The sequence below is a fragment of the Neobacillus sp. SRL179 genome, from assembly GCF_984799095.1.
This window is the reverse complement of record NZ_OZ481792.1, coordinates 1,949,551-1,969,242: the sequence shown is the minus strand read 5'-3', so window position 1 is coordinate 1,969,242 and position 19,692 is coordinate 1,949,551. Positions and strand designations below refer to the sequence as shown.

The 19,692-nt window shown below is 37.3% G+C and carries 19 protein-coding genes; 8 read left to right on the top strand and 11 right to left on the bottom strand.

Annotation, left to right across the window (positions count from 1 at the left end):
- Positions 1-421 precede the first annotated feature (421 nt).
- Complete coding sequence (locus AC4E8C_RS09705) at positions 422-2,842, top strand: cytochrome P450 (RefSeq protein WP_490211900.1); 2,421 nt, start codon at positions 422-424, stop codon at positions 2,840-2,842.
- A gap of 80 nt (positions 2,843-2,922) precedes the next feature.
- On the opposite strand, the gene AC4E8C_RS09700 is transcribed toward AC4E8C_RS09705, so the two are convergent.
- The gene (locus tag AC4E8C_RS09700; protein WP_490211899.1) at positions 2,923-3,354 is read right to left on the bottom strand and encodes a MarR family winged helix-turn-helix transcriptional regulator; all 432 of its coding nucleotides are present in this window, start codon (positions 3,352-3,354) and stop codon (positions 2,923-2,925) included.
- A 190-nt stretch (positions 3,355-3,544) separates the two neighbouring features.
- Here AC4E8C_RS09700 and AC4E8C_RS09695 point away from each other — a divergent pair, with 190 nt between their 5' ends.
- Positions 3,545-4,786, top strand: coding sequence for an MFS transporter (locus AC4E8C_RS09695; protein ID WP_490211898.1), 1,242 nt, complete (start codon positions 3,545-3,547; stop codon positions 4,784-4,786).
- A gap of 55 nt (positions 4,787-4,841) precedes the next feature.
- Here AC4E8C_RS09695 and AC4E8C_RS09690 read toward each other — a convergent pair whose 3' ends face one another.
- The 3 genes from AC4E8C_RS09690 to AC4E8C_RS09680 all read right to left on the bottom strand — a co-directional run bounded on the left by AC4E8C_RS09690 (position 4,842) and on the right by AC4E8C_RS09680 (position 9,196).
- Positions 4,842-5,741: a YitT family protein gene (locus AC4E8C_RS09690; RefSeq protein WP_490211897.1), complete on the bottom strand. Its 900-nt coding sequence runs from the start codon at positions 5,739-5,741 to the stop codon at positions 4,842-4,844.
- Positions 5,742-5,904: 163 nt separating this feature from the next.
- The gene (gene htpG, locus AC4E8C_RS09685; RefSeq protein WP_490211896.1) at positions 5,905-7,782 is read right to left on the bottom strand and encodes a molecular chaperone HtpG; all 1,878 of its coding nucleotides are present in this window, start codon (positions 7,780-7,782) and stop codon (positions 5,905-5,907) included.
- Between the two features lie 127 nt (positions 7,783-7,909).
- A complete protein-coding gene (locus AC4E8C_RS09680) occupies positions 7,910-9,196 on the bottom strand; it encodes an NCS2 family permease (protein ID WP_490211895.1) in 1,287 nt (428 codons plus the stop codon).
- A 107-nt stretch (positions 9,197-9,303) separates the two neighbouring features.
- On the opposite strand from AC4E8C_RS09680, the gene AC4E8C_RS09675 reads away from it, so the two are divergent.
- On the top strand, positions 9,304-10,020 hold the full coding sequence (locus tag AC4E8C_RS09675; protein WP_490211894.1) for a Crp/Fnr family transcriptional regulator: 717 nt from the start codon (positions 9,304-9,306) through the stop codon (positions 10,018-10,020).
- A 154-nt stretch (positions 10,021-10,174) separates the two neighbouring features.
- On the opposite strand, the gene AC4E8C_RS09670 is transcribed toward AC4E8C_RS09675, so the two are convergent.
- Together AC4E8C_RS09670 and AC4E8C_RS09665 are read right to left on the bottom strand one after the other, a co-directional pair.
- A complete protein-coding gene (locus AC4E8C_RS09670) occupies positions 10,175-12,211 on the bottom strand; it encodes a YhgE/Pip domain-containing protein (RefSeq protein WP_490211893.1) in 2,037 nt (678 codons plus the stop codon).
- A gap of 133 nt (positions 12,212-12,344) precedes the next feature.
- On the bottom strand, positions 12,345-12,452 hold the full coding sequence (locus AC4E8C_RS09665) for a YjcZ family sporulation protein (RefSeq protein ID WP_490211892.1): 108 nt from the start codon (positions 12,450-12,452) through the stop codon (positions 12,345-12,347).
- A 228-nt stretch (positions 12,453-12,680) separates the two neighbouring features.
- Here AC4E8C_RS09665 and AC4E8C_RS09660 point away from each other — a divergent pair, with 228 nt between their 5' ends.
- The 3 genes from AC4E8C_RS09660 to AC4E8C_RS09650 all read left to right on the top strand — a co-directional run bounded on the left by AC4E8C_RS09660 (position 12,681) and on the right by AC4E8C_RS09650 (position 14,021).
- Entirely contained in the window at positions 12,681-12,884 is a 204-nt protein-coding gene (locus AC4E8C_RS09660) for a spore coat protein (RefSeq protein WP_490211891.1), read from the top strand.
- A 131-nt stretch (positions 12,885-13,015) separates the two neighbouring features.
- Positions 13,016-13,561 carry a spore coat protein gene (locus AC4E8C_RS09655; RefSeq protein WP_490211890.1) on the top strand — a complete coding sequence of 182 codons (546 nt, stop codon included), beginning with the start codon at positions 13,016-13,018 and terminating at the stop codon, positions 13,559-13,561.
- 31 nt (positions 13,562-13,592) lie between these two features.
- A complete protein-coding gene (locus AC4E8C_RS09650; protein ID WP_490211889.1) occupies positions 13,593-14,021 on the top strand; it encodes a spore coat protein in 429 nt (142 codons plus the stop codon).
- A 107-nt stretch (positions 14,022-14,128) separates the two neighbouring features.
- Here AC4E8C_RS09650 and ltaS read toward each other — a convergent pair whose 3' ends face one another.
- Positions 14,129-16,075, bottom strand: coding sequence for a lipoteichoic acid synthase (gene ltaS / locus AC4E8C_RS09645; protein ID WP_490211888.1), 1,947 nt, complete (start codon positions 16,073-16,075; stop codon positions 14,129-14,131).
- 252 nt (positions 16,076-16,327) lie between these two features.
- On the opposite strand from ltaS, the gene AC4E8C_RS09640 reads away from it, so the two are divergent.
- Both AC4E8C_RS09640 and AC4E8C_RS09635 read left to right on the top strand, forming a co-directional pair.
- Positions 16,328-16,840 (top strand): DUF3231 family protein, encoded by a 513-nt coding sequence (locus AC4E8C_RS09640; protein ID WP_490211887.1) that lies wholly within the window; start codon positions 16,328-16,330, stop codon positions 16,838-16,840.
- A 33-nt stretch (positions 16,841-16,873) separates the two neighbouring features.
- On the top strand, positions 16,874-17,047 hold the full coding sequence (locus tag AC4E8C_RS09635; RefSeq protein WP_490211886.1) for a hypothetical protein: 174 nt from the start codon (positions 16,874-16,876) through the stop codon (positions 17,045-17,047).
- A gap of 33 nt (positions 17,048-17,080) precedes the next feature.
- On the opposite strand, the gene AC4E8C_RS09630 is transcribed toward AC4E8C_RS09635, so the two are convergent.
- From AC4E8C_RS09630 to AC4E8C_RS09615, 4 genes are all read right to left on the bottom strand, one after another.
- On the bottom strand, positions 17,081-17,641 hold the full coding sequence (locus tag AC4E8C_RS09630; protein WP_490211885.1) for a sugar O-acetyltransferase: 561 nt from the start codon (positions 17,639-17,641) through the stop codon (positions 17,081-17,083).
- A gap of 135 nt (positions 17,642-17,776) precedes the next feature.
- On the bottom strand, positions 17,777-18,103 hold the full coding sequence (locus AC4E8C_RS09625; RefSeq protein WP_490212518.1) for a YnfA family protein: 327 nt from the start codon (positions 18,101-18,103) through the stop codon (positions 17,777-17,779).
- Positions 18,104-18,171: 68 nt separating this feature from the next.
- A complete protein-coding gene (locus tag AC4E8C_RS09620; protein ID WP_490211884.1) occupies positions 18,172-19,167 on the bottom strand; it encodes a Gfo/Idh/MocA family protein in 996 nt (331 codons plus the stop codon).
- 281 nt (positions 19,168-19,448) lie between these two features.
- Positions 19,449-19,580: a hypothetical protein gene (locus AC4E8C_RS09615; RefSeq protein ID WP_490211883.1), complete on the bottom strand. Its 132-nt coding sequence runs from the start codon at positions 19,578-19,580 to the stop codon at positions 19,449-19,451.
- Positions 19,581-19,692: the final 112 nt, after the last annotated feature.

The following is a 19,692-nucleotide window of genomic DNA, read 5'->3' as shown; positions in this document are numbered from 1 at the left end:
TGTCTCCCAACTTAAATAAAACCTAAATTTGGATTTAAAAATTACTATTACACAAAAATAATAGCAGTAAAATTCGCTTCTGTCTCTATTTTTACTATTAATTCATTGATTATCTCCTTTTTTATCACTTTAAAAATTAAATTTCATTTGTTTGTTATTTTACTTATATAATAGTCCGCTGATATATCTGAGTATACCTTGTTTTCATTCGCCCCATGCAACAGTAATTTTTGTAATCGTTTTCATTTAAAAGATCTGCTGATAATATTTGAAATATGAATATTATGTAGAATTTTGTCAGAATTTTTACTTTATTTTAACCTTATAATAACGAAGGAAAAATGGTATAATCATGTAAAATATTATTTTAATATTATAAATTTTATGAAAAGTGTATTGAAAGGAAGGATAAATAGTTATCATGTTGACAACAGACATTGGAATCATTCCACAACCTAAAACATATGGCCTGCTCGGTAATCTCCCGCAATTAGATTTACATCAGCCCTCACAATCCATCATGAAGCTCGCAAATGAGTACGGCTCAATTTTTAAATTAAAATTTCCAACCGGTACAGGAATCTTTATTTCTTCAGCTGAACTAGTGGCCGATGCTGCCGATGAATCCCGATTTGATAAACTTGTCAACGCCCCACTACAGAAGGTACGATCCTTTTCAGGAGATGGTCTATTTACAAGTTGGACAAAAGAAGACAACTGGCGGAAAGCTCATAACATTCTTCTTCCTAGCTTTAGCCAAAGTGCAATGAAAGGTTACCATACAATGATGGTAGATATCGCCGTTCAGTTAATCCAAAAGTGGTCCCGCCTAAATTCAGATGAAAGTATTGATGTACCTGAAGACATGACAAGACTGACGTTAGATACGATTGGTTTATGCGGTTTCAATTATCGATTTAATAGTTTCTACCGGGAAAAACCACACCGATTTATCAAATCGATGGGACGGGCTCTTGATGAAGCCATGAATCAAAGCAATCGACTTGGAGTACAAGATAAACTCATGGTCAAGAAAAAACGCCAGTTTAATCAAGACATTCAATACATGTTTTCTTTGGTGGACCGGATTATTGAAGAACGCAAATCTAGTGAGGATCAAGATGCAGAGGATCTTCTGTCCAGGATGCTTAACAGTGCAGATCCAGTAACGGGAGAGAAATTAAGCGACGAAAATATTCGTTATCAAATCATTACTTTTTTGATTGCTGGCCATGAAACAACGAGTGGTTTACTTTCTTTCGCCCTCTATTTCTTAATGAAGCATCCTGAAAAGCTAGCAAAAGCATACGAAGAGGTGGATCGTGTTCTAACAGGTCCCATACCATCGTATCAGCAGGTTCGCGAATTAAAATACATTCGAATGATTTTAAATGAATCCTTAAGACTTTGGCCAACAGCCCCTCTCTTTTCTTTGTACGCAAAAGAAGATACACTCTTGGCTGATAGATTTCCACTTAAGAGAAGAGATGTAGTGAATATACTGCTCCCTGTCCTGCATCGTGATAAAGCTGCCTGGGGAGAAGATGTAGAAGACTTTAAACCTGAGAGATTTGCAGATCCTAAAAAAATCCCACACCATGCCTATAAACCATTTGGAAACGGGCAGCGTGCCTGTATTGGACAGCAATTTGCCATGCATGAAGCTACATTATTAATCGGGATGATATTGAAACACTTTGAATTGATTGATCATACAAACTATCAACTTAAGATTAAAGAAACGTTAACATTCAAACCTGATCACTTAACCATGAAAGTACGTGCACGAGACTCACATTCCTCTATTTCGTTCATGCAGGATGAAACACGCTCGTCAGCTATACTGAATGGGAAACAGTTACCTCAAGATACTCAAACTGCTTTAGATGCACACAACACTCCTCTGCTTGTCTTATATGGTTCCAACATGGGAACAGCCGAGGGAATTGCACGCGATCTAGCTGTAACCGCACGATTTAAAGGATTCCAAAGCGTTGTGGCACCACTCGATGAGTTTGCTGGAAAGCTGCCAAAGGAAGGGGCCGTTTTCATTATTAGTTCTTCCTACAATGGGAACCCACCCAAAAATGCCCGCAAATTTGTAAAATGGCTCAAAGAGGCAGAAGTAAGTGCTCTCAATGGTGTGCGGTTTGCTGTTTTTGGCTGTGGTGATACAATTTGGGCCAGCACTTACCAAAGTATTCCCACCCTTCTGGATGAGAAACTTACTGAAAAGGGGGCAACTCGGATAGTTCAAAAAGGACAAGGTGATGCAAGCAGCGAATTTGAGAAGCAGTTTGAAGCTTGGCATGAGCTCCTCTGGCCAACTGTCTTGGATGCCTTCGGTTTGAAAATCCCTGATAGCTCTGAGGATGTAGATAACACCTTAACTGTCCAATTTGTAAATGAGAACAAAGAAAGAATCAAAGCAGGGGCGGCATCCTTGTATAACATGAAAGCTCCCCATAATACATCAGAGCTAGTCAATCGTGTCCTGGAACGCTTTGGAATTGAACCAAATGAACAAATCATAATTACGGCTGATCGGGAAAGATATACTCACCTTCCGCTTGAATTTCCAGTTCGGGTTTACGATTTACTCACATTTAGTGTTAATTTACAGGAGAATGCCTCTCCTTCACAGCTTCAGGGACTTGCTGAATATACTGTTTGTCCGCCACACAAGAGGGAATTAGAACTTCTTCACAATAATGAGGAAGAATATCAGATTAATGTCGCTGATAAACATATTTCAATGTTAGATTTATTGTTCAAATACCCGGCATGTGAGCTTCCTTTCCAAGAGTTTATTAAATTGTTATCACCACTAAAATCTCTATAAAAAAAAGAGGCTGAGCAACAGTTTTAGTTCGCTCACCTCTTTTTTATCATTTAGTAAATCATTATATAATGTCGTAGGATTTATTTACCTTGAATAAAAGCTTGATTAAATTTTCTTAGAAGTTGTCCAAACACTTTACGTTCCTCATCAGGCCAATCCTTTAATAACTCTGTTATTCTGTCTAAACGTCCCTGCATATGTTCATTTAATTCTTTTACACCCAATTCGGTAATTTGAAAGGAATAGGCCCTTCCATCCGATGGATCAGGTATCTTATACAAATAACCCTTTTGTTCTAACGTGGCTGCTTGTCTGCTTACGGTTGAAACATCTAATTGAAATTCACCTGCTAAGACTTTTACCCCCACTGGCCCTTTTACTGCTATACGACGTAGTAATAAATAGGCAGAACGATCTAAATTTCCAAGTTTTTTATTGGTTGTTACTGCTGTTGTACGGCGAAAGAGAATAGCTAATTCAAGTTCAATCATTTCTAAAGAATTTTCGTTCATTTTTGGCAACCCTCACAGTTAAACTCGGTTTCTAAGAACATCATATTATAACAACAAAGTAGATGTTTGTCATGGTAACATTAGAAAACACCATTGACGTAGTGAAAATTAATTGTATAATACAATCATATAGTTTCATTATACAACTAATTAGCTTTAGGAGAAATTAAATTACAAAGGAGAAATGTAAATGTCGTCAACACCACCACCTGTGGCAACAACACCCTCGAATATTGCTACAACAGACGTAAACGGAAAATTATTAACACAACCAAAGTCAGTATGGGCCGTGTTTTTTGCCTCTATTATTGCTTTTATGGGGTTAGGTCTTGTTGACCCAATCTTGCCAGCAATTGCTGAACAGCTACATGCATCGCATAGTCAAGTTACATTGTTATTCACTAGCTATAATGCGGTTATGGCGGTTGCTATGCTCATTACAGGAATGATTTCTTCTAGACTTGGGATTAAGTGGACATTGCTTACTGGGATTGTGATCATTGCCGTATTTTCTGCATTAGGCGGACTTTCAAACGGGATTTGGTCACTTGTAGGTCTGCGTGGCGGCTGGGGACTTGGTAACGCCTTGTTTGTAGCTACAGCCTTAGCCGCAATTGTTTCTCTATCAAATAGCGGCACAGCCAAAGCGATTATCTTGTATGAGGCAGCGATAGGACTAGGTATTTCTGTCGGACCGCTTCTTGGCGGATGGCTTGGGGCCATGTCATGGAGAGGACCGTTTCTTGGAGTTGCTTCACTAATGGTTATCGCCTTTATTGGGTTAACCCTCTTGATGCCTCAAGGTAATACACAAAATTCAACTCAATCAAAAACATCTTTATTAGATCCATTCCGTGCTCTAAAACATCGGTCTCTTCTAATCTTCGGTATAGCTGCTGCCCTTTACAACTTTGGTTTCTTCACACTTCTCGCATATGCGCCTTTTGTTATGGGATTAGATGAACATGGGCTCGGCTATGTGTTCCTTGGTTGGGGCATCTTGCTAGCTGTTACTTCCGTCTTTATGGCGCCAAAATTGCAGGAATGGTTTGGAACGATTAAATCAATGTGTGCAATGTTACTACTTTTCTCCTTGGTCCTTTTCGCCATGGGCATTTGGACTTCCACCCAGTGGGTCATTATTGCCTCTGTTATTATTGCCGGGGCATTATTAGGTAATAATAATACATTAATTACTACAGCTGTGATGAATGCCGCACCTGTTGAGCGTTCCACAGCATCTGCTGCCTATAGCTTTCTACGCTTTATCGGTGGGGCCATTGCACCATTTATGGCTGGAAAATTGGCCGAACTGTTTAACCCTTCCGTCCCTTTTTTCGTTGGCGGCGGGTTTGTCGTTATATCTGTTTTATTTATTCTTATTAACAGTCACCATATTAAGCATGTTGACCAAGCTGAATTAGGTCATTGATTTATTGAACAAAAAGGATCTGGTACGTGACAGATCCTTTTCTATTTTACAAAGTCTAATGAATATCTCGCTTCTTAAATCGCCCGCCACGAACTTCAGAGATATCGGCAATAGCAAGGAAGGCGGTAGGATCAATTTCTTCAACGATTGTGGTCAGTTTTGATTCTTCCAATCTTGAGATAATACTAAAAATCACCTTTTTATTATCTCCTGTATAGGCGCCTTCTCCCTTTAGGTAGGTCACTCCCCGGCCTAAACGGTTATTGACGGCATCACCAATTTCTTCGGCATCATCACTAATAATCCAAACAGATTTAGTTTCTTCCAATCCTGCTACTACTGTATCAATAGCTTTGGACGCAATGACATAGGCTAACAATGAGTACATGGCACGATCCCAACTAAAGACAAAGCCAGCAGTTCCTAAAATGAACACGTTCATAATCATAATAATTTGACCAACAGAAAAAGGCACCTTCTTGTTAATGACCAGTGCTAATATTTCGGTTCCATCTAGTGCACCGCCACTTCGAATGACAATCCCCACTCCTACACCTAAGATCATTCCACCAAAAAGGGTTGCTAAAAGGATGTCGTCTGTAAAAGCAGGAATCGGATGAAAGAAAGAAGTAAAGATGGATAAAACGATAATTCCATATACAGTGGAAAAGGCAAAGGTTTTTCCCATTTGTTTATATCCCATATAAACGAACGGCAGGTTTAAGATGAATAGAAATATTCCTAATTTCCAACCCGTTATATGTGATAACATGATGGAAATCCCTGTTATCCCTCCGTCAATAACATGGTTTGGAACTAGGAATATTTCTAGTCCGGTTGCCATTAAAATGGCGCCAATCGTTATGGCGATTACACGAAGAATCACCTTGCTGAGAGGCAGCTTCCGATGTTTAATCGTTTCTTTTAATATTTCTTCTTTTAATAAATCTGTCATTAAACCACACCTTTCGATTCATTTAGTCGTTCTCTCTTTTCTAAATAGAGAAATTTTTCTTCTTAATATAAGTATATCATATTTCATGTGAAAATTGAACTAGAGTTCACTTTTTAAATGATAAAAAGGATTGCAAGCTAAATAGCTGCAATCCTTTTTGTTGTTACATCATAATTTTACAAATATCATTCGTAAATTCAACCGGATCTTCAATTGGCAATCCTTCTATTAATAAAGCCTGATTATACAATAGATTAGTATACAAAGTTAATTTTTCTTGATCTTGTTCAAAAGCAGCCTTTAAAGAATCAAATATATCGTGGTGGACGTTAATTTCTAATACCTTGTCTGCTTTAATATTTTGATTATTCGGCATCGCATTTAGAATTTTTTCCATTTCAATTGAAACTTCCCCTTCTGTAGTTAAACAAACAGGATGGGATTTTAACCTTTTCGACACTCTGACATCCTTTACTTTGCCAGACAAGATATTCTTCATATAATCAAATAATTCTTTGTTTTCTTTCTCCTCTTCCACACTATTTTGATTTTCTTCTGCTTCGAAACCTAAATCTCCGCTGGATATGGATTTAAATTCTTTTTCCTTGTAGGACATTAACATTCTAATCGCAAACTCATCAATTTCTTCGGTAAAATATAATATTTCATAGCCTTTATCCGCAACAAGTTCCGTTTGTGGAAGTTTGGCTATTCTCTCATTGGATTCACCAGTAGCATAATAAATATATTTTTGATTTTCAGTCATTCTTGACACATATTCATCGAGTGTGACCATTTTCTTCTCTTTAGAAGAATAAAACATCAATAAATCCTGCAGCTCTTCTTTATGTGTTCCATAGTCACTGTATACACCATATTTAAGCTGTCTGCCAAACGATTGATAAAACTCCTCATACTTTTCTCGCTCATTTTTTAAGAGCGCGACTAATTCACTTTTGATTTTCTTATTAATATTCTTCGCTATCAATTTTAATTGACGGTCATGCTGCAGCATTTCTCTTGAGATATTTAATGAGAGATCCTCTGAGTCCACCATACCTTTAACAAAACTAAAGTAATCCGGTAATAAATCAGCGCATTTATTCATAATTAACACACCATTAGAATAAAGCTCTAACCCTTTTTCATATTCTGGTGAGTAGAAGTCAAAAGGAATTTTCTCTGGAATATATAAAATGGCATTATATCGGACTGCACCGTCTACACTAATGTGGATGTGTTTTAATGGCTTGTCAAAGCCGTACCTTTTTTCATTATAAAAGTTTTCATAGTCCTCGTTTGTAAGGTCCTTTTTATTCTTTCTCCAAATTGGAACCATACTATTAACCGTTTGTTCTTCTAGAACATCTTCATATTCATTTTCACTGCCCTCTTTAAGCTTTCTTTCCGTAATATCCATTTTAATAGGGTAGCGAATGAAATCTGAATATTTTTTGATGATAGCCTTTAAGCGGTATTCTTCTAAATACTCATCATAGTTATCGTCTTCTGTATTTTCTTTTATTTTCAGAGTAATCTCTGTGCCAATTGAAGCCTTTTCGCAAGGAACAATGGTATAACCGTCTGCCCCACTGGATTTCCACTCATACGCTTCATCACTGCCTAGGGCTTTACTGACAACCGTTACTTCATCTGCCACCATAAAAGCTGAATAAAAACCAACCCCAAATTGACCAATAATATCATAGCCATCCTTTAGTTCGTTTTCCCTTTTAAACGCTAATGATCCGCTTTTGGCAATCGTTCCTAGGTTAGTTTCAAGCTCTTCCTTGGTCATCCCAATTCCAGTATCAACAATTTTTAAGATGCGATTTTCTTTATCCGCCGCAACTTTTATGTAATAACTGTCTTTATCAAAGTTTAACGAATCATCCGTTAGTGCTTTGTAATAAATTTTATCAATCGCATCACTTGCATTTGATAATAATTCCCTTAAAAAAATCTCCCGATGTGTATAAATGGAGTTGATCATCATGTCTAATAATCGTTTAGACTCTGCTTTAAATTGTTTGGTTTCCATTAAGACCTCTCCTTTAAAATGGTTCTCCATTATTTTAGCACTCTCCATCTTCGAGTGCTAACCATTATTTTAATAACATAAAAGCTCTTTTATTGTCAAGCAAAAAAGCACCCGCATGGATGCTTCATTAAATAGAACCTAAAATAAAGTATAGAAGAAAGAAGAAGGCAATCACGTACATGGTAACCGATACTTCCTTCTTTCGTCCGGTAACAATTTTTAAAATGGGATAGGCAATAAAACCAAAGGCAATTCCATTGGCAATACTAAACGACAATGGCATAATCGCCAGCATCAAATAAGCCGGAAAAGCTTCTGTAAAATCTCCAAATGGTATTTCTTTTAAATTTTGAACCATTAAGCAGCCAACGATAATTAATACAGGCGCAATCGCGGCATTTGGTATCACCTTGAAAAGCGGAATTAAAAATATTGCAGGGATAAACAATAATCCAGCTGTAAACGATGTTAAACCGGTTCTCCCGCCTGCCGCAATACCTGTGGCAGACTCTGCTGCCGTTGTGGTCGGGCTGCAGCCAAAAGCGCTTGCTGTAACAATTGAAAATGCGTTTGCCTGAAAGGATCGTTTGAACTTAGACTTATCAGGAAGCATACCAAGCTGGGCACCCATATTTTGAAAGATAATCACCATTGATAAAGAGAAAACGGCTGTCCAAAAGTTAATCGTATTGAATTGACTAAAGTCAAAAGCGAAAAATATCTTATCATAGCCGCTAAAGGATAAATTAAAATCACGCAAGCTAGAGAAATCAACAATTCCCAGCACAGCTCCAATAATGGTACCGGCAATAATCCCGATAAGAAAATTTCCTTTCACATTGTTTAAAGAGAGCGGGATAAGTATGACCAAAGTAATAATCGTTGTTAAGGCAACCGGGTCGCCAAGATTTCCTAATTGAACAAAGGTCCCTTCACTTGCAACAATTATGCCGCCATTTTTCAGCCCCAAGAAGGCGATAAATAAGCCAATTCCCGCTGTCATGGCATTAATCATTGATTTTGGGATGGATCGTGATAAATAAACGGCCCCTTTAGTAATGGTTGTTAAAGTAAAAACCAGACCAGCAATTAATACAACAGCTAGTGCTTGCTGCCAGGTTAGCCCTAATGAAAATACTAGGGTAAACACAAAAAATGCATTGTCCCCCATTCCCGGAATGAGCAATAATGGTGACTTTGCCCAAAGAGCCATTAGCATGCATCCCACAAAACTGGAAAGAACTGTGGCTATGGTAACCGCTTCATATGGCATCCCGACTTGTCTTAAAATTGCCCCATTAACCACAATAATGTAGGCCACTGTCATGAAGGAGGTCAATCCTGCAATTCCTTCGGTTCGAATACTCGTATTTGCTTCATCCAAGTAAAAAAATCTTTTTATTTGTTTTTTCAATCAAATTACCCCTTTTAATGCACGAGTTATATCAACAAAAATCGTGTTATACTATTTTTATCAAAGATCTATTGATTCGATAAGTGGTCCAAGAAAGGATGCCTGTTATGATTAGCCAAATCTCCGAAATTGCCATCTTTGCTGATATTCCTGAGCAGGATGCAACATATATCACTTCCCTGCTGAAGGAACGTCAATTTAAAAAAAATCATATCCTCATGTTTGAGAATGATCAAAGTGAAGATGTATATTTCATCCGTTCTGGTAGGGTAAAGGTCTACCGTATTCACGAAGGCAAGGAAATTGTCTTAAGTATTTCCCTGCCAGGAGATATTATTGGAGAGGTGGAAGCACTCTCCAGTGACAACCACAGAATATCTTCTATTGAAGCAATTGAAAACATTTCCGTTTGGCAAATTTCTAAACACGATTTCCTACAAATAGTCGATAAATACCCTTCTGTGCTTAGAAAAGCCTATATGATTCTTGTTGAACGTACAAGGATGCTGAATCGATTAATTCGCTATTTAACCTTTTATGATGTAAGAACTAAAGCCGCCAATTTGCTGGTCGATCTTTACTATAATTTTGGAAAACCTTGTGGCGATACATTTAAAATAGATTCGAAAATTAACCAATCCCTGTTGGCCAGTATGATCGGTGTAACTAGAGAATCCATCTCCAAAACACTGGGCGAATTTCAAAATGAAGGTCTTATCGATATTCGTGAAAAGTATTTTTACCTTTTAAATAAGAGCCAATTAGAAGCTATGTGCAGTCAAACGGAAGAGGTGCCAACCCTTAGAAAGTGGTCGAACCTCTGACCTTTACTCATTCATTTCCCAATCATAGCAGAAAGTTGATTGGATTTCAGTAAACAAACTTACGGTAATTTTGTAACCTAGTTCACAAAATTTCCTAAGACTCTTGTAAACATAGCGAACAGTCCAAACTAGTTACTGTTCGCTATTTGATGTCTTAGGGAATTAGCTTTGTAGATCTTGCCTTTTCTGATGTTTGTTGAATCCATTTACTTAAAGGTTTTTTCAAAACTAGTGCTAGAAGAAAGCTAACAGCTGCAAATACTGCCAAGGCTGCTATATCCTTCAGGACTACCTCTAGAACCATCCCTCCAACTGTTTCACGAAGCATACTCACGGCATAAGTAAAAGGCATAAATGGGTAAATCCTTTGAAAAAAAGAGGAAGTTGTACTAACTGGAAAAGTTGCACCAGAACTAGAGATTTGCAGGACAAGAAAAATAATAGCCGCCCCTTTTCCAATATTTCCGAAAACAGAACACAATGTAAATGTGATAATGATAAACACCATGCCAATAAATACACTAAGTAGTACAAACCAGAGTTTGTCCACGGTATATGTATGAATAAAAAACAAGTCACCTAGGGATACAATCAGCGCCTGAAAAATCCCAATGGTCAGGAACGTCAGCAATCTGCCAAAATAAACCTGATATCCCCGGTACAAATGAATATTTTGATTTTCTACATCTACTCTAAGAGAGGCTATCAAGAAAGTGGCTCCTACCCAAAGAGCTAGCATCGTATAAAACGGTGTCATAGCTGACCCATAATTGGGAATTGGGAATATTCTTTTCGTTTCCAAAAGAACTGGATTTGATAAAAAATTACTTTCAGTATGCGGATCATGCTTTAAGTATTGGATTAACTCGGTAACATTTACACTGTTTTCAAACTGACGAATTTTATTTGCAGCACTTCTTATTTTTTTTGAAAATCCTGGCAGGTCGTTACGGGCCAAATCCGCTGCTTTATGGACGACCCTTTCAAGTTCTGGAAGTTTTGTTCGAACTAGCTCGGCTGCTTTTCGAATATCTCCTTCAAGAGCCGGTAAGTCATTTTGTACAAAAGCTGCCGCACGATGGATTTTTTGTTCCACACTTGGTAAATCATTTTTTATAAAATTAGCACTGCTATTAATGATTGTTTCAAATTCCCCAGTTTTTTGTCCAAGATCCGTTTGAGCAAGCTGGACCGTTTCATGAATGCTTATCAGTTCCTTTTTCAAACGTGTCAGCTGCTCCTTATTACCCGTTTGGTCAGCATACTCTGTTGCGGCTTCATCAGCACGGACTATAGCCTGGTTAATATTGGCTTCTATTTCAGATAAATTTTTGACAATCTCTCTAACGATGTCGGCAGATTGTTTAAGGTCTGATAGCTTCCCTTGTAATGCAATCACTTGGTCACCGGCTTCTCTAACAAGCGGTAAGGAAGCTTCAACCTTTAATATTGAGGCACCTGCTTGGTTAATTTCATCTATTCTTTGTTCCAGCTCTATGATCTTTTGACCTTTTTCCCTTATATCCGGCAGCTTCCCCTCAAGCTCAATCGCCTTTTTCCCCATTTCCTCCATTTGTGGAAGTGCTTTTTCGAGTTCAAAAATTTGTTGTTCAACATTATGAATCGAAGGCAAAGCCTTCTCCAACTCAATACCCGCCTTATAAAAACCAGAAAAGATGGCATCACTTACTGTTTTAATGAAGGCTTGACTAATTTGCGCCGTCACGCTGGACGCCCCTGTGCTTGCAATTTTCGGTGCAACTGCATTGATTTTCTCATTTACACCAAAAAAGATTTTGGGTTTTCGAGGGTTTACATCCAAAATGCTGGTTAGTTTTGAAGAAAAGTCTTGGGGAATGATGAGATAGGCATAATAATCTCCTTTGTTCACTCCAGCTAAAGCATCATTTCGTGTTACAAAAACCCAGCCAAGTTTATGGTTATCTTTAAGGTTTTTGACAATCTCATTTCCAACATTGATTTTCTTCCCTTGAATTGCGGCTCCTTCATCCATATTGGCAACAGCCACTTTTATCCCTGACGTGTTACTATAGGGATCCCACATCGCTTTAATATTAATCCATGCGTACGCCGATGGCAGCACCATAAGTCCCACAATTAATAACGTAACCGCAGGGACCTTAAAAATATTTTTCCAATCGTCTTTATAAATGTTCCAAACCTTCTTCATTTCATCCCACTTTCCATATACATTTAAATTAGCTTTCCACTAAGTGGTTCTGGGGATTCAAAGAATGTTATCGGTAGGAAGGATAAAAAATAACGCTTTGCCTCTCGGAGACAAAGCGCAACGAAATTTCTTGTTAGTAAAAACCGCCACCACCGCAAAAACTTGCACCAATGATGATAAGCAGGATGAATAAAACTACAATTAAAGCAAATCCATTACCAAAGCCTGCAGCACCACCCATTAAATCCACCTCCCCGCTATTTCTGAATTATCTTATGTCATAGTGTCTATTTTGTGTTTAACAAATTCTTTATATAAATGAAAGCAAACAAAACTTAATAAGTTTTTTATCTACATCTGTTGCATTTTTTATAGGTACCGCCAAGCTGTATAGGCATTTTGTACAAGAGTGCGGGAAGGTGCTTGCATATGCTGTGATATACAAACTTTTTTTGAAAGGAGTTTCCGCATGAGCAACAATCCGCTGATTCCCAATTCCATCATCGATTTACTGTTAAGTGACATTTTCAAAAAAAATGGGGTTAATTTGGATAATGTCAAAGAAAGCTTATCTACGGAGCAAAAACAAAAGCTCAAAGAGTTAGTCAGTGAATTATCCCAGCAAGTTGATACCTTTGTTAAGTCTCCCACTACCGAAAAGAAAATAGATTAAGCAAGATGTCACATACGCCTTTTATAGGCGTATTTTTTTTTGAAATGAAAAAAATTAGGGACTCGTCCAATCATACAAAAGGACAACTTCATATAGTAAAAGGGAAATCAAATATAAAGGAGTGTTTAGTAATGGCATCATCAAGCAGAGACCATAAGCACAAAAGTAGTGAGAAAAGCAGCGAAAAGAGTCACAAAAGCAGTCATGACTATGAAAAAAAGGAGCGTTATGAAAGCAAAAATTCTGAAAAGAAACACAATGATCATGATAAGAAAAATGATCATTTCGAAAACAATCAGCACAAGGCAGAAGTGGAGCAAGTAGCAGATCAATTTTCCGCTACCATCCAAGAATCCAATGAACTAATCTTCGTGAAAGATTCTTGCAACATTAAAGTTCATTCCACTGATACTCAGGCAGCTGTTTCCTTACAAATTGGGTTACAACTTGCTATTGCCTTAGTCATTAGAATTACAATTGGTGACAGTCCAAAAGGAGAAAGTGTTGTCCAAGATCTTCTTCAACACTTTGATTCTGTCCAATCCAACAAGCAAAAAGTTATTATTGAAAATTCCAAAGACATCACAGTTACAACTACTGATACAGACCTATCTGTAAACATTCAAGCTTTATTACAAGTACTACTCACATTAGTGGCTGAATTAGACGTTTTATAAAAAACAAAAAAAATAAGAGGTGGAAAAAATTATGAGCGAAAATAAATGGAAGGCTTTAGATCATTGTGATAAAGAAGGCAAAGAAGAAGCTAATGTCACCCAAGAAGCTGATCAAGTAGTGACAAGTAAACAAGAATCCTTTGAATGGATCGTTGTAAAAGATTCTGAAGGGGTATGTGTACACACAACGGATACTCAAGCAGCTGTATCACTCCAAGCAGCACTACAAGTAGCCATTGCCGTTGTCATCAGTATTACAATTGGTGATACAAGTAAAGGCAACGCAGTGGTTCAAGATCTTAAACAATTTATTAAAACAAAACAAAGCAACACTCAAAAAACAATCATTCATGGTTCCAAAAATGTAGAAGTTACTACAACTGATACTCAAGTAGCTGTCAACATTCAAGCATTGCTTCAAATTTTAGTGGCCATTGTTGCAAAATTAGACGTTCTATAAGAATCACATATTAGTGAAACTCACTTTACCAAATCGATTTAATTATTACAGTGTTCAAATTAGGCACTAAAGAAGGCTGCCTAAAATTGGCAGCCTTGCTTGTTTTGTTACTTAATCGATTCATCTTTTTTATTATAGTTGTATTGTGTGCGATCAACTGGAACAAAATTTGTTGGTGTATAGAAGCGCAATAAATCTCCATTCACGACTTTATCTGAGAATGTCAATTTTTGTTGTGTAAGTTCCTTATATTTTTTTGCTTCTTCCAGCTTATCATTTGTTAATTTCAATCCAGTCGTCGAGTCATAATATTTACCATCAATGGATGTAATGGTTGGACTCACATAATCACCATTTCTAAATGGGATTACTTCATCATGTTTTTCAGATAATAGATCCGTACCAAATTGTACATACTCCTTAGTATCCGTACCTAACAAGTGTAGAAGAGTTGGAAGCAGGTCAACTTGTCCGCCATATTCGTGGTTTATTCCACCCTCCATACCAGGAACTCGGATAAATAATGGGACTCGTTGTAAACCAGTGCTTTCAAATGGAGTAATTTTCTTGCCAAGCACTTGTTCCATCGCTTTATTATGATTTTCAGAAATTCCGTAATGGTCACCATACATGATAATAATGGAATGGTCATATAAACCAGATTCCTTTAGGTAATCAAAGAATTGTTTTAATGCCTCGTCCGCATACCGGGCGGTTTGGAAATAACCATCAACAGATTTATCACCCGTAGTAGCAGGCGCAATAGTAGCATCCTCTGGGTTAATTGGGTACGGATAATGGTTCGATACCGTAATAAACTTGGTATAAAATGGCTGTGGTAATGATTCCAATAGCGGAATCGATTGTTGATAAAATGGTTTATCCATTAGCCCATATTCTGCTTGCTCATTATCGTCAATTTGATAGTAATTAGAATCAAAAAACTTGTTGTATCCAAATGATTTATAAATCTCGTTTCGGTTCCAAAAGCTTCCAGAGTTCCCGTGGAATACCGCAGAAGTATAGCCTTGTTGACCCAAGATTGCTGGTGCTGCTTGGTAGGTGTTTAAGCCTTTTGTCGTATAGGCTGAACCTTGTGGTAATCCAAATAATGAATTTTCTAACATAAATTCTGCATCAGACGTTTTTCCTTGTGCAGTTTGATGGAAGAAGTTATCAAAGTACATCGTATTTTGATCTTTCGTCAATGAATTCAAGAACGGTGTAACTTCCTCCCCATTTAACTTGTAATTAATAAGGAAGTTTTGCATGGATTCAAGGTGTAGGTAGATTACATTCATCCCTTTACCAGCACCAAAATATTTTTGATTGGGCTCAGCATAATTGGATTTTGTATAGTTAATAACCTCTGTAATATCATCACTATCAGCTAATACTCGTTGAGCGGAAGCTTGAGTACTTTTAACTGCATCGTAAATCGTATAGTTGTACATTCCTAAGTATTTCACAATATAATTTCGATCGAATCCCCTTGTCAATAATTGAGGACGGTCTAATTCAGCTAAAGATAAATTAGCACAAGATAGTGCTAATGATAATGAGAATAAGACTGATGCTTTTCTACGTGACATATCTTTCATTTCAATCCTTACAGTGCGAAAAGCAAGTAAAGCAATTAATAGAATGATATCGATAAAGAATAAAATATCATAAGGTTTTAATAAGGTTAGGACACTACCGCTAACATCACCAAAATTTTGCGTCTGTGTTAAGGTTGGTAACGTAATAAAATCATTAAAGAAACGGTAAAATAAAATATTCGCATATAAAAGGAAAGATAATAGAAAATCAATAACAATTAGTGAAATATATTTTTTTCTTCCTTTAAAGAAAAAAGATATTCCTAAAAATATTAAAGATGATCCTAATGGATTTATAAATAGGAGAACCTTCTGCAATGAGTTTTCTATCCCTAAATCAAACTGTGTAAGTTGTACCATATATGTTTTTATCCAAAGAAAGAATACAGTCAAAAAGAAAAAGCCAATATATTTATTAAAAATACTTTGACCCTTGTGTAGTAAATTATTCATTTATTGCACCACCTTCTAGCACACTATTATGACAAACTAACAGGCACTTTTAAATATGAGATTAGAACCATTTTCCCTAACATCTATCATAACAGGTAATTATGAACAATCAATGAACGAATTGTGAAAAAGCTATTCGTTCTTCTTTTTTTAGAATGATTTCTTGATGTTGTTGGAAAACTATATGCGTGCTTCAAGAAAGGAGGCACTTCCATATTGAATAAATTTTCAACGACATTAAGGAGGGTAAAAATGGGTATCTTAAGTGGAAATCCTAAAGACGAACCTTTACATTATGGCGAGGTCTTTGATATCTGGGCTTCACAATTAGCCGGTAATAGTATGATTGCTGGTTATAAAACCATGTTAAATCATGCTGGTGATGATGATTTAAAAAAGATTCTAATAGAAGCTATTGAACTTGGCGAACAACAAAGAAAACAAATCGAAGAAATATTAAAAGAAAATGGGATTGGACTGCCGCCAGCATTACCTGACCCGCCAGAAGCATGCTTAGAAGAAATCCCAATTGGTGCTAGAATTCCGGATCCAGCGATTGCCGCAACTATTTCTACTGATATTGCGGCTGGTCTAGTGGCATGCAGCGGGGTAATTGGCATGTCGATTAGAGAAGACATAGCGATGATGTATGGTCAATTCCATATGCAAAAGGCTGCACTTGGTGCAAAAGTCCTTCGGTTAAATAAAGAAAAAGGCTGGCTGATTCCGCCACCCTTGCATTTAAATAAACATCACGACTGCTAATATTTTTTTAATGGACTTTTGGAGGCGATATTTATGTCAGATCAACAACAATCTAAGCAGCGGACCAACAATGCCGTAAATAGTACGGAAGGCTCAGGAACAGCCTATCATCAAGAACATGCAAGTAACATTCCTGATTATGGTGGAAATAGTGTGGACCCAAATGCTAAAGCATTAAGTAATAAGACGGACAGCACATTCGAATAAAAAAATAAACGCCTTTACTTGGCGTTTATTTTTTTATAATTCGATTTGTTTAATGATTGCTGCCGGGTTCCCGCCAACCACAACATTATCAGGTACATCCTTAGTAACAACTGCACCTGATGCAACTACAACATTGTCTCCTACCGTTACTCCCGGGTTGATGACTGCACTTCCTCCAATCCATACATTGTTTCCAATTGTAATCGGTTTGGCATATTCAACACCTGAATTACGTTCAGTTGGATGAAGTGGATGGGTTGCTGTATAGATTTGTACTCCAGGTGCAAGCAAACAATTATCCCCAAATCTCACTTCACAAACATCTAAAATAGTACAGTCAAAGTTAGCATAAAAGTTTTCACCTACGTGTGTGTTATAACCATAATCAAAACGTATATTTGGTTCCATATATATATTTTCCCCGGTTGAACCGAGTAATTCCTTTAATAAGGCAGTCCGTTTTTCTCCTTCAGTTTCTAATGTGTGATTATATATTCTAGTCTGGCGTCTTGCTTCCTCTCGATCTTTTAATAGTATTGGGTCAGCAGGATTGTACATTTCTCCAGCCAACATTTTTTCTTTTTCAGTTTTCATTTTATCGCCTGCTTTCAAATGTATTTGACAACGGATACATTTAATACACTTGTATATACAAGTTATTTTAACTCGATTATTTATATAAGTGTTTTGACATTTGAATTGTATGAAAAAACTCTGTTCGGTTTACTTCTAATGTCTTGGTGCCAGCAACATAATAGATACGCCAATTAAACAAATAACTGAGCCAATAAAGTCATATGTATCAGGTGTCTTTTTATCAATTCCCCATCCCCACAGTACTGATAAAATGATAAACACTCCCCCATAGGCCGCATAAACACGACCAAAGCTTGGGAAGTTTTGAAAGGTAGGGATCACTCCATAAACGACCAATATTAGAGCCCCAATTAAACCATACCAAATAGAATGGGCCTCTCTCAACCACAGCCAAATTAAATAGCCTCCGCCAATTTCTGCTAATCCCGCAAGGACAAATAAAATAATTGAGTAAAAAATAGTAACCACCGCCTTAAAAAAATTATAAACTATTTTTCCAAAAACATTCCGGCTACCATTTTCCCAGCCTATTTAGCAAGATAATAATGTTTCACCATTTCACCCATGACCCAGTTGGTTCTCGCTCCTGACACACCGTTGCTTGGACACTTCCCTCCATTACCGGTTAATTCCGCTACAACTGTCTCTAAAAGGGGTTGATGAACGTGTTCCGGCCGATCAAAACTCCACTGCTCCGTTCCACTAGCAGTTGTCAAAAGGATGGGTTCGTTTCCAAAAGTTGAAAAAGTAATTTTCCCTTTGCTGCCCACAATTTCATTAACATCGACATTCTCAAAAGCTGTAAAAAACCAATTACCTACACCATGAATCCCTGATTCAAATAAATATGTACCTGTCACGATATCTTCCGCAGGGTAATAACCTGCTTGATTAGACGCGAAGCCTTGGACATCCTTAATCGGTCCGAGCAAAAAGTCGAGCATGTCCAGCGTATGACTGGCTAAATCGAAAAATAACCCACCACCTGCCAATTCAGGTTGGACGCGCCAAGGTAGGTGCTGGGGGTCCAACACATCATCCGTAGCTTTTTGATACTGTGTTACAGATACAAACCGAATGTCCCCTATAGCATGATTTTCCAAAAGCTCTTTTATTTTTAAAAACCTCGGCTGCGCCCTGCGATAATAGGCCACATATAACGGAACTCCGGCTTCCTCGCATGCAGCAATCATCTCTTGGCATTCTTCTATAGTTCGAGCCATTGGTTTTTCGACATAAACTGGTTTTCCTGCTTTGGCAGCTTTTAGGGTATATTCTTTATGGGATTCTGGTGGTGTGGCAATATAGACAGCATCGACATCGGGATCGTTAATAAGCGCATCACCATCATCGAACCATTTTGGCACCTGGTGCCGTTCAGCATAATCTTTCGCAAGTTCTCCCGTGCGACGCATGACCGCAACCAGCTCTGAATTTTCTATTTTTTGAAAGGCTGGTCCACTCTTGACTTCCGTTACATCACCACAACCAACAATACCCCAGCGCACTTTATCAAATTTCAAAACAAACTCCTCCTTATTTATGTCTCAATTACTTCTACTTTTCATTAATCTACCATTATAATATCCTTAGAAGGAAGAGATGTCTTTACTTTCACTACTTTTCAAGTACAAAAAGTTTGTTGATTAGAAAAAAGGAGCTAGATAGTAGCTGTCGCGCATTATTGAAAAAGATAGGTGCCTAACACCATCTTTAAATATAGTGGCTAAGTTCTCTCTTACTAAATCAAAAAAAAATACCTAACTCTCATGTGTTAGGTATTTTTTATGTTTGATTTATCGCTTTATGCCCCCTGCTGCCGTGTAATTATTAATGGCGAAGAATACTTGAGTGAATTTTCCAAAATCGCCAAACGGATCAGCTTCATTTTTGTTTCCTTGCTCAGTGATTGCCATTCAGGTTTATTGATTCTCAATTTTATCCCTCCATTAATAATTATTTGGATTGAAAGGCCCATTACACATCAATTTAACTTACCTAGAAATCAAAATTATACTGTTACTAATCTTTTCCCTTTTATTTGGAAT

Coding starts and splice junctions, on each gene's coding strand:
- AC4E8C_RS09705 (WP_490211900.1), top strand. CDS start 422: ATGTTGACAACAGACATTGGAATCATTCCACAACCTAAAACATATGGC.
- AC4E8C_RS09700 (WP_490211899.1), bottom strand. CDS start 3,354: ATGAACGAAAATTCTTTAGAAATGATTGAACTTGAATTAGCTATTCTC.
- AC4E8C_RS09695 (WP_490211898.1), top strand. CDS start 3,545: ATGTCGTCAACACCACCACCTGTGGCAACAACACCCTCGAATATTGCT.
- AC4E8C_RS09690 (WP_490211897.1), bottom strand. CDS start 5,741: ATGACAGATTTATTAAAAGAAGAAATATTAAAAGAAACGATTAAACAT.
- htpG (WP_490211896.1), bottom strand. CDS start 7,782: ATGGAAACCAAACAATTTAAAGCAGAGTCTAAACGATTATTAGACATG.
- AC4E8C_RS09675 (WP_490211894.1), top strand. CDS start 9,304: ATGATTAGCCAAATCTCCGAAATTGCCATCTTTGCTGATATTCCTGAG.
- AC4E8C_RS09670 (WP_490211893.1), bottom strand. CDS start 12,211: ATGAAGAAGGTTTGGAACATTTATAAAGACGATTGGAAAAATATTTTT.
- AC4E8C_RS09665 (WP_490211892.1), bottom strand. CDS start 12,452: ATGGGTGGTGCTGCAGGCTTTGGTAATGGATTTGCTTTAATTGTAGTT.
- AC4E8C_RS09660 (WP_490211891.1), top strand. CDS start 12,681: ATGAGCAACAATCCGCTGATTCCCAATTCCATCATCGATTTACTGTTA.
- AC4E8C_RS09655 (WP_490211890.1), top strand. CDS start 13,016: ATGGCATCATCAAGCAGAGACCATAAGCACAAAAGTAGTGAGAAAAGC.
- AC4E8C_RS09650 (WP_490211889.1), top strand. CDS start 13,593: ATGAGCGAAAATAAATGGAAGGCTTTAGATCATTGTGATAAAGAAGGC.
- ltaS (WP_490211888.1), bottom strand. CDS start 16,075: ATGAATAATTTACTACACAAGGGTCAAAGTATTTTTAATAAATATATT.
- AC4E8C_RS09640 (WP_490211887.1), top strand. CDS start 16,328: ATGGGTATCTTAAGTGGAAATCCTAAAGACGAACCTTTACATTATGGC.
- AC4E8C_RS09635 (WP_490211886.1), top strand. CDS start 16,874: ATGTCAGATCAACAACAATCTAAGCAGCGGACCAACAATGCCGTAAAT.
- AC4E8C_RS09630 (WP_490211885.1), bottom strand. CDS start 17,641: ATGAAAACTGAAAAAGAAAAAATGTTGGCTGGAGAAATGTACAATCCT.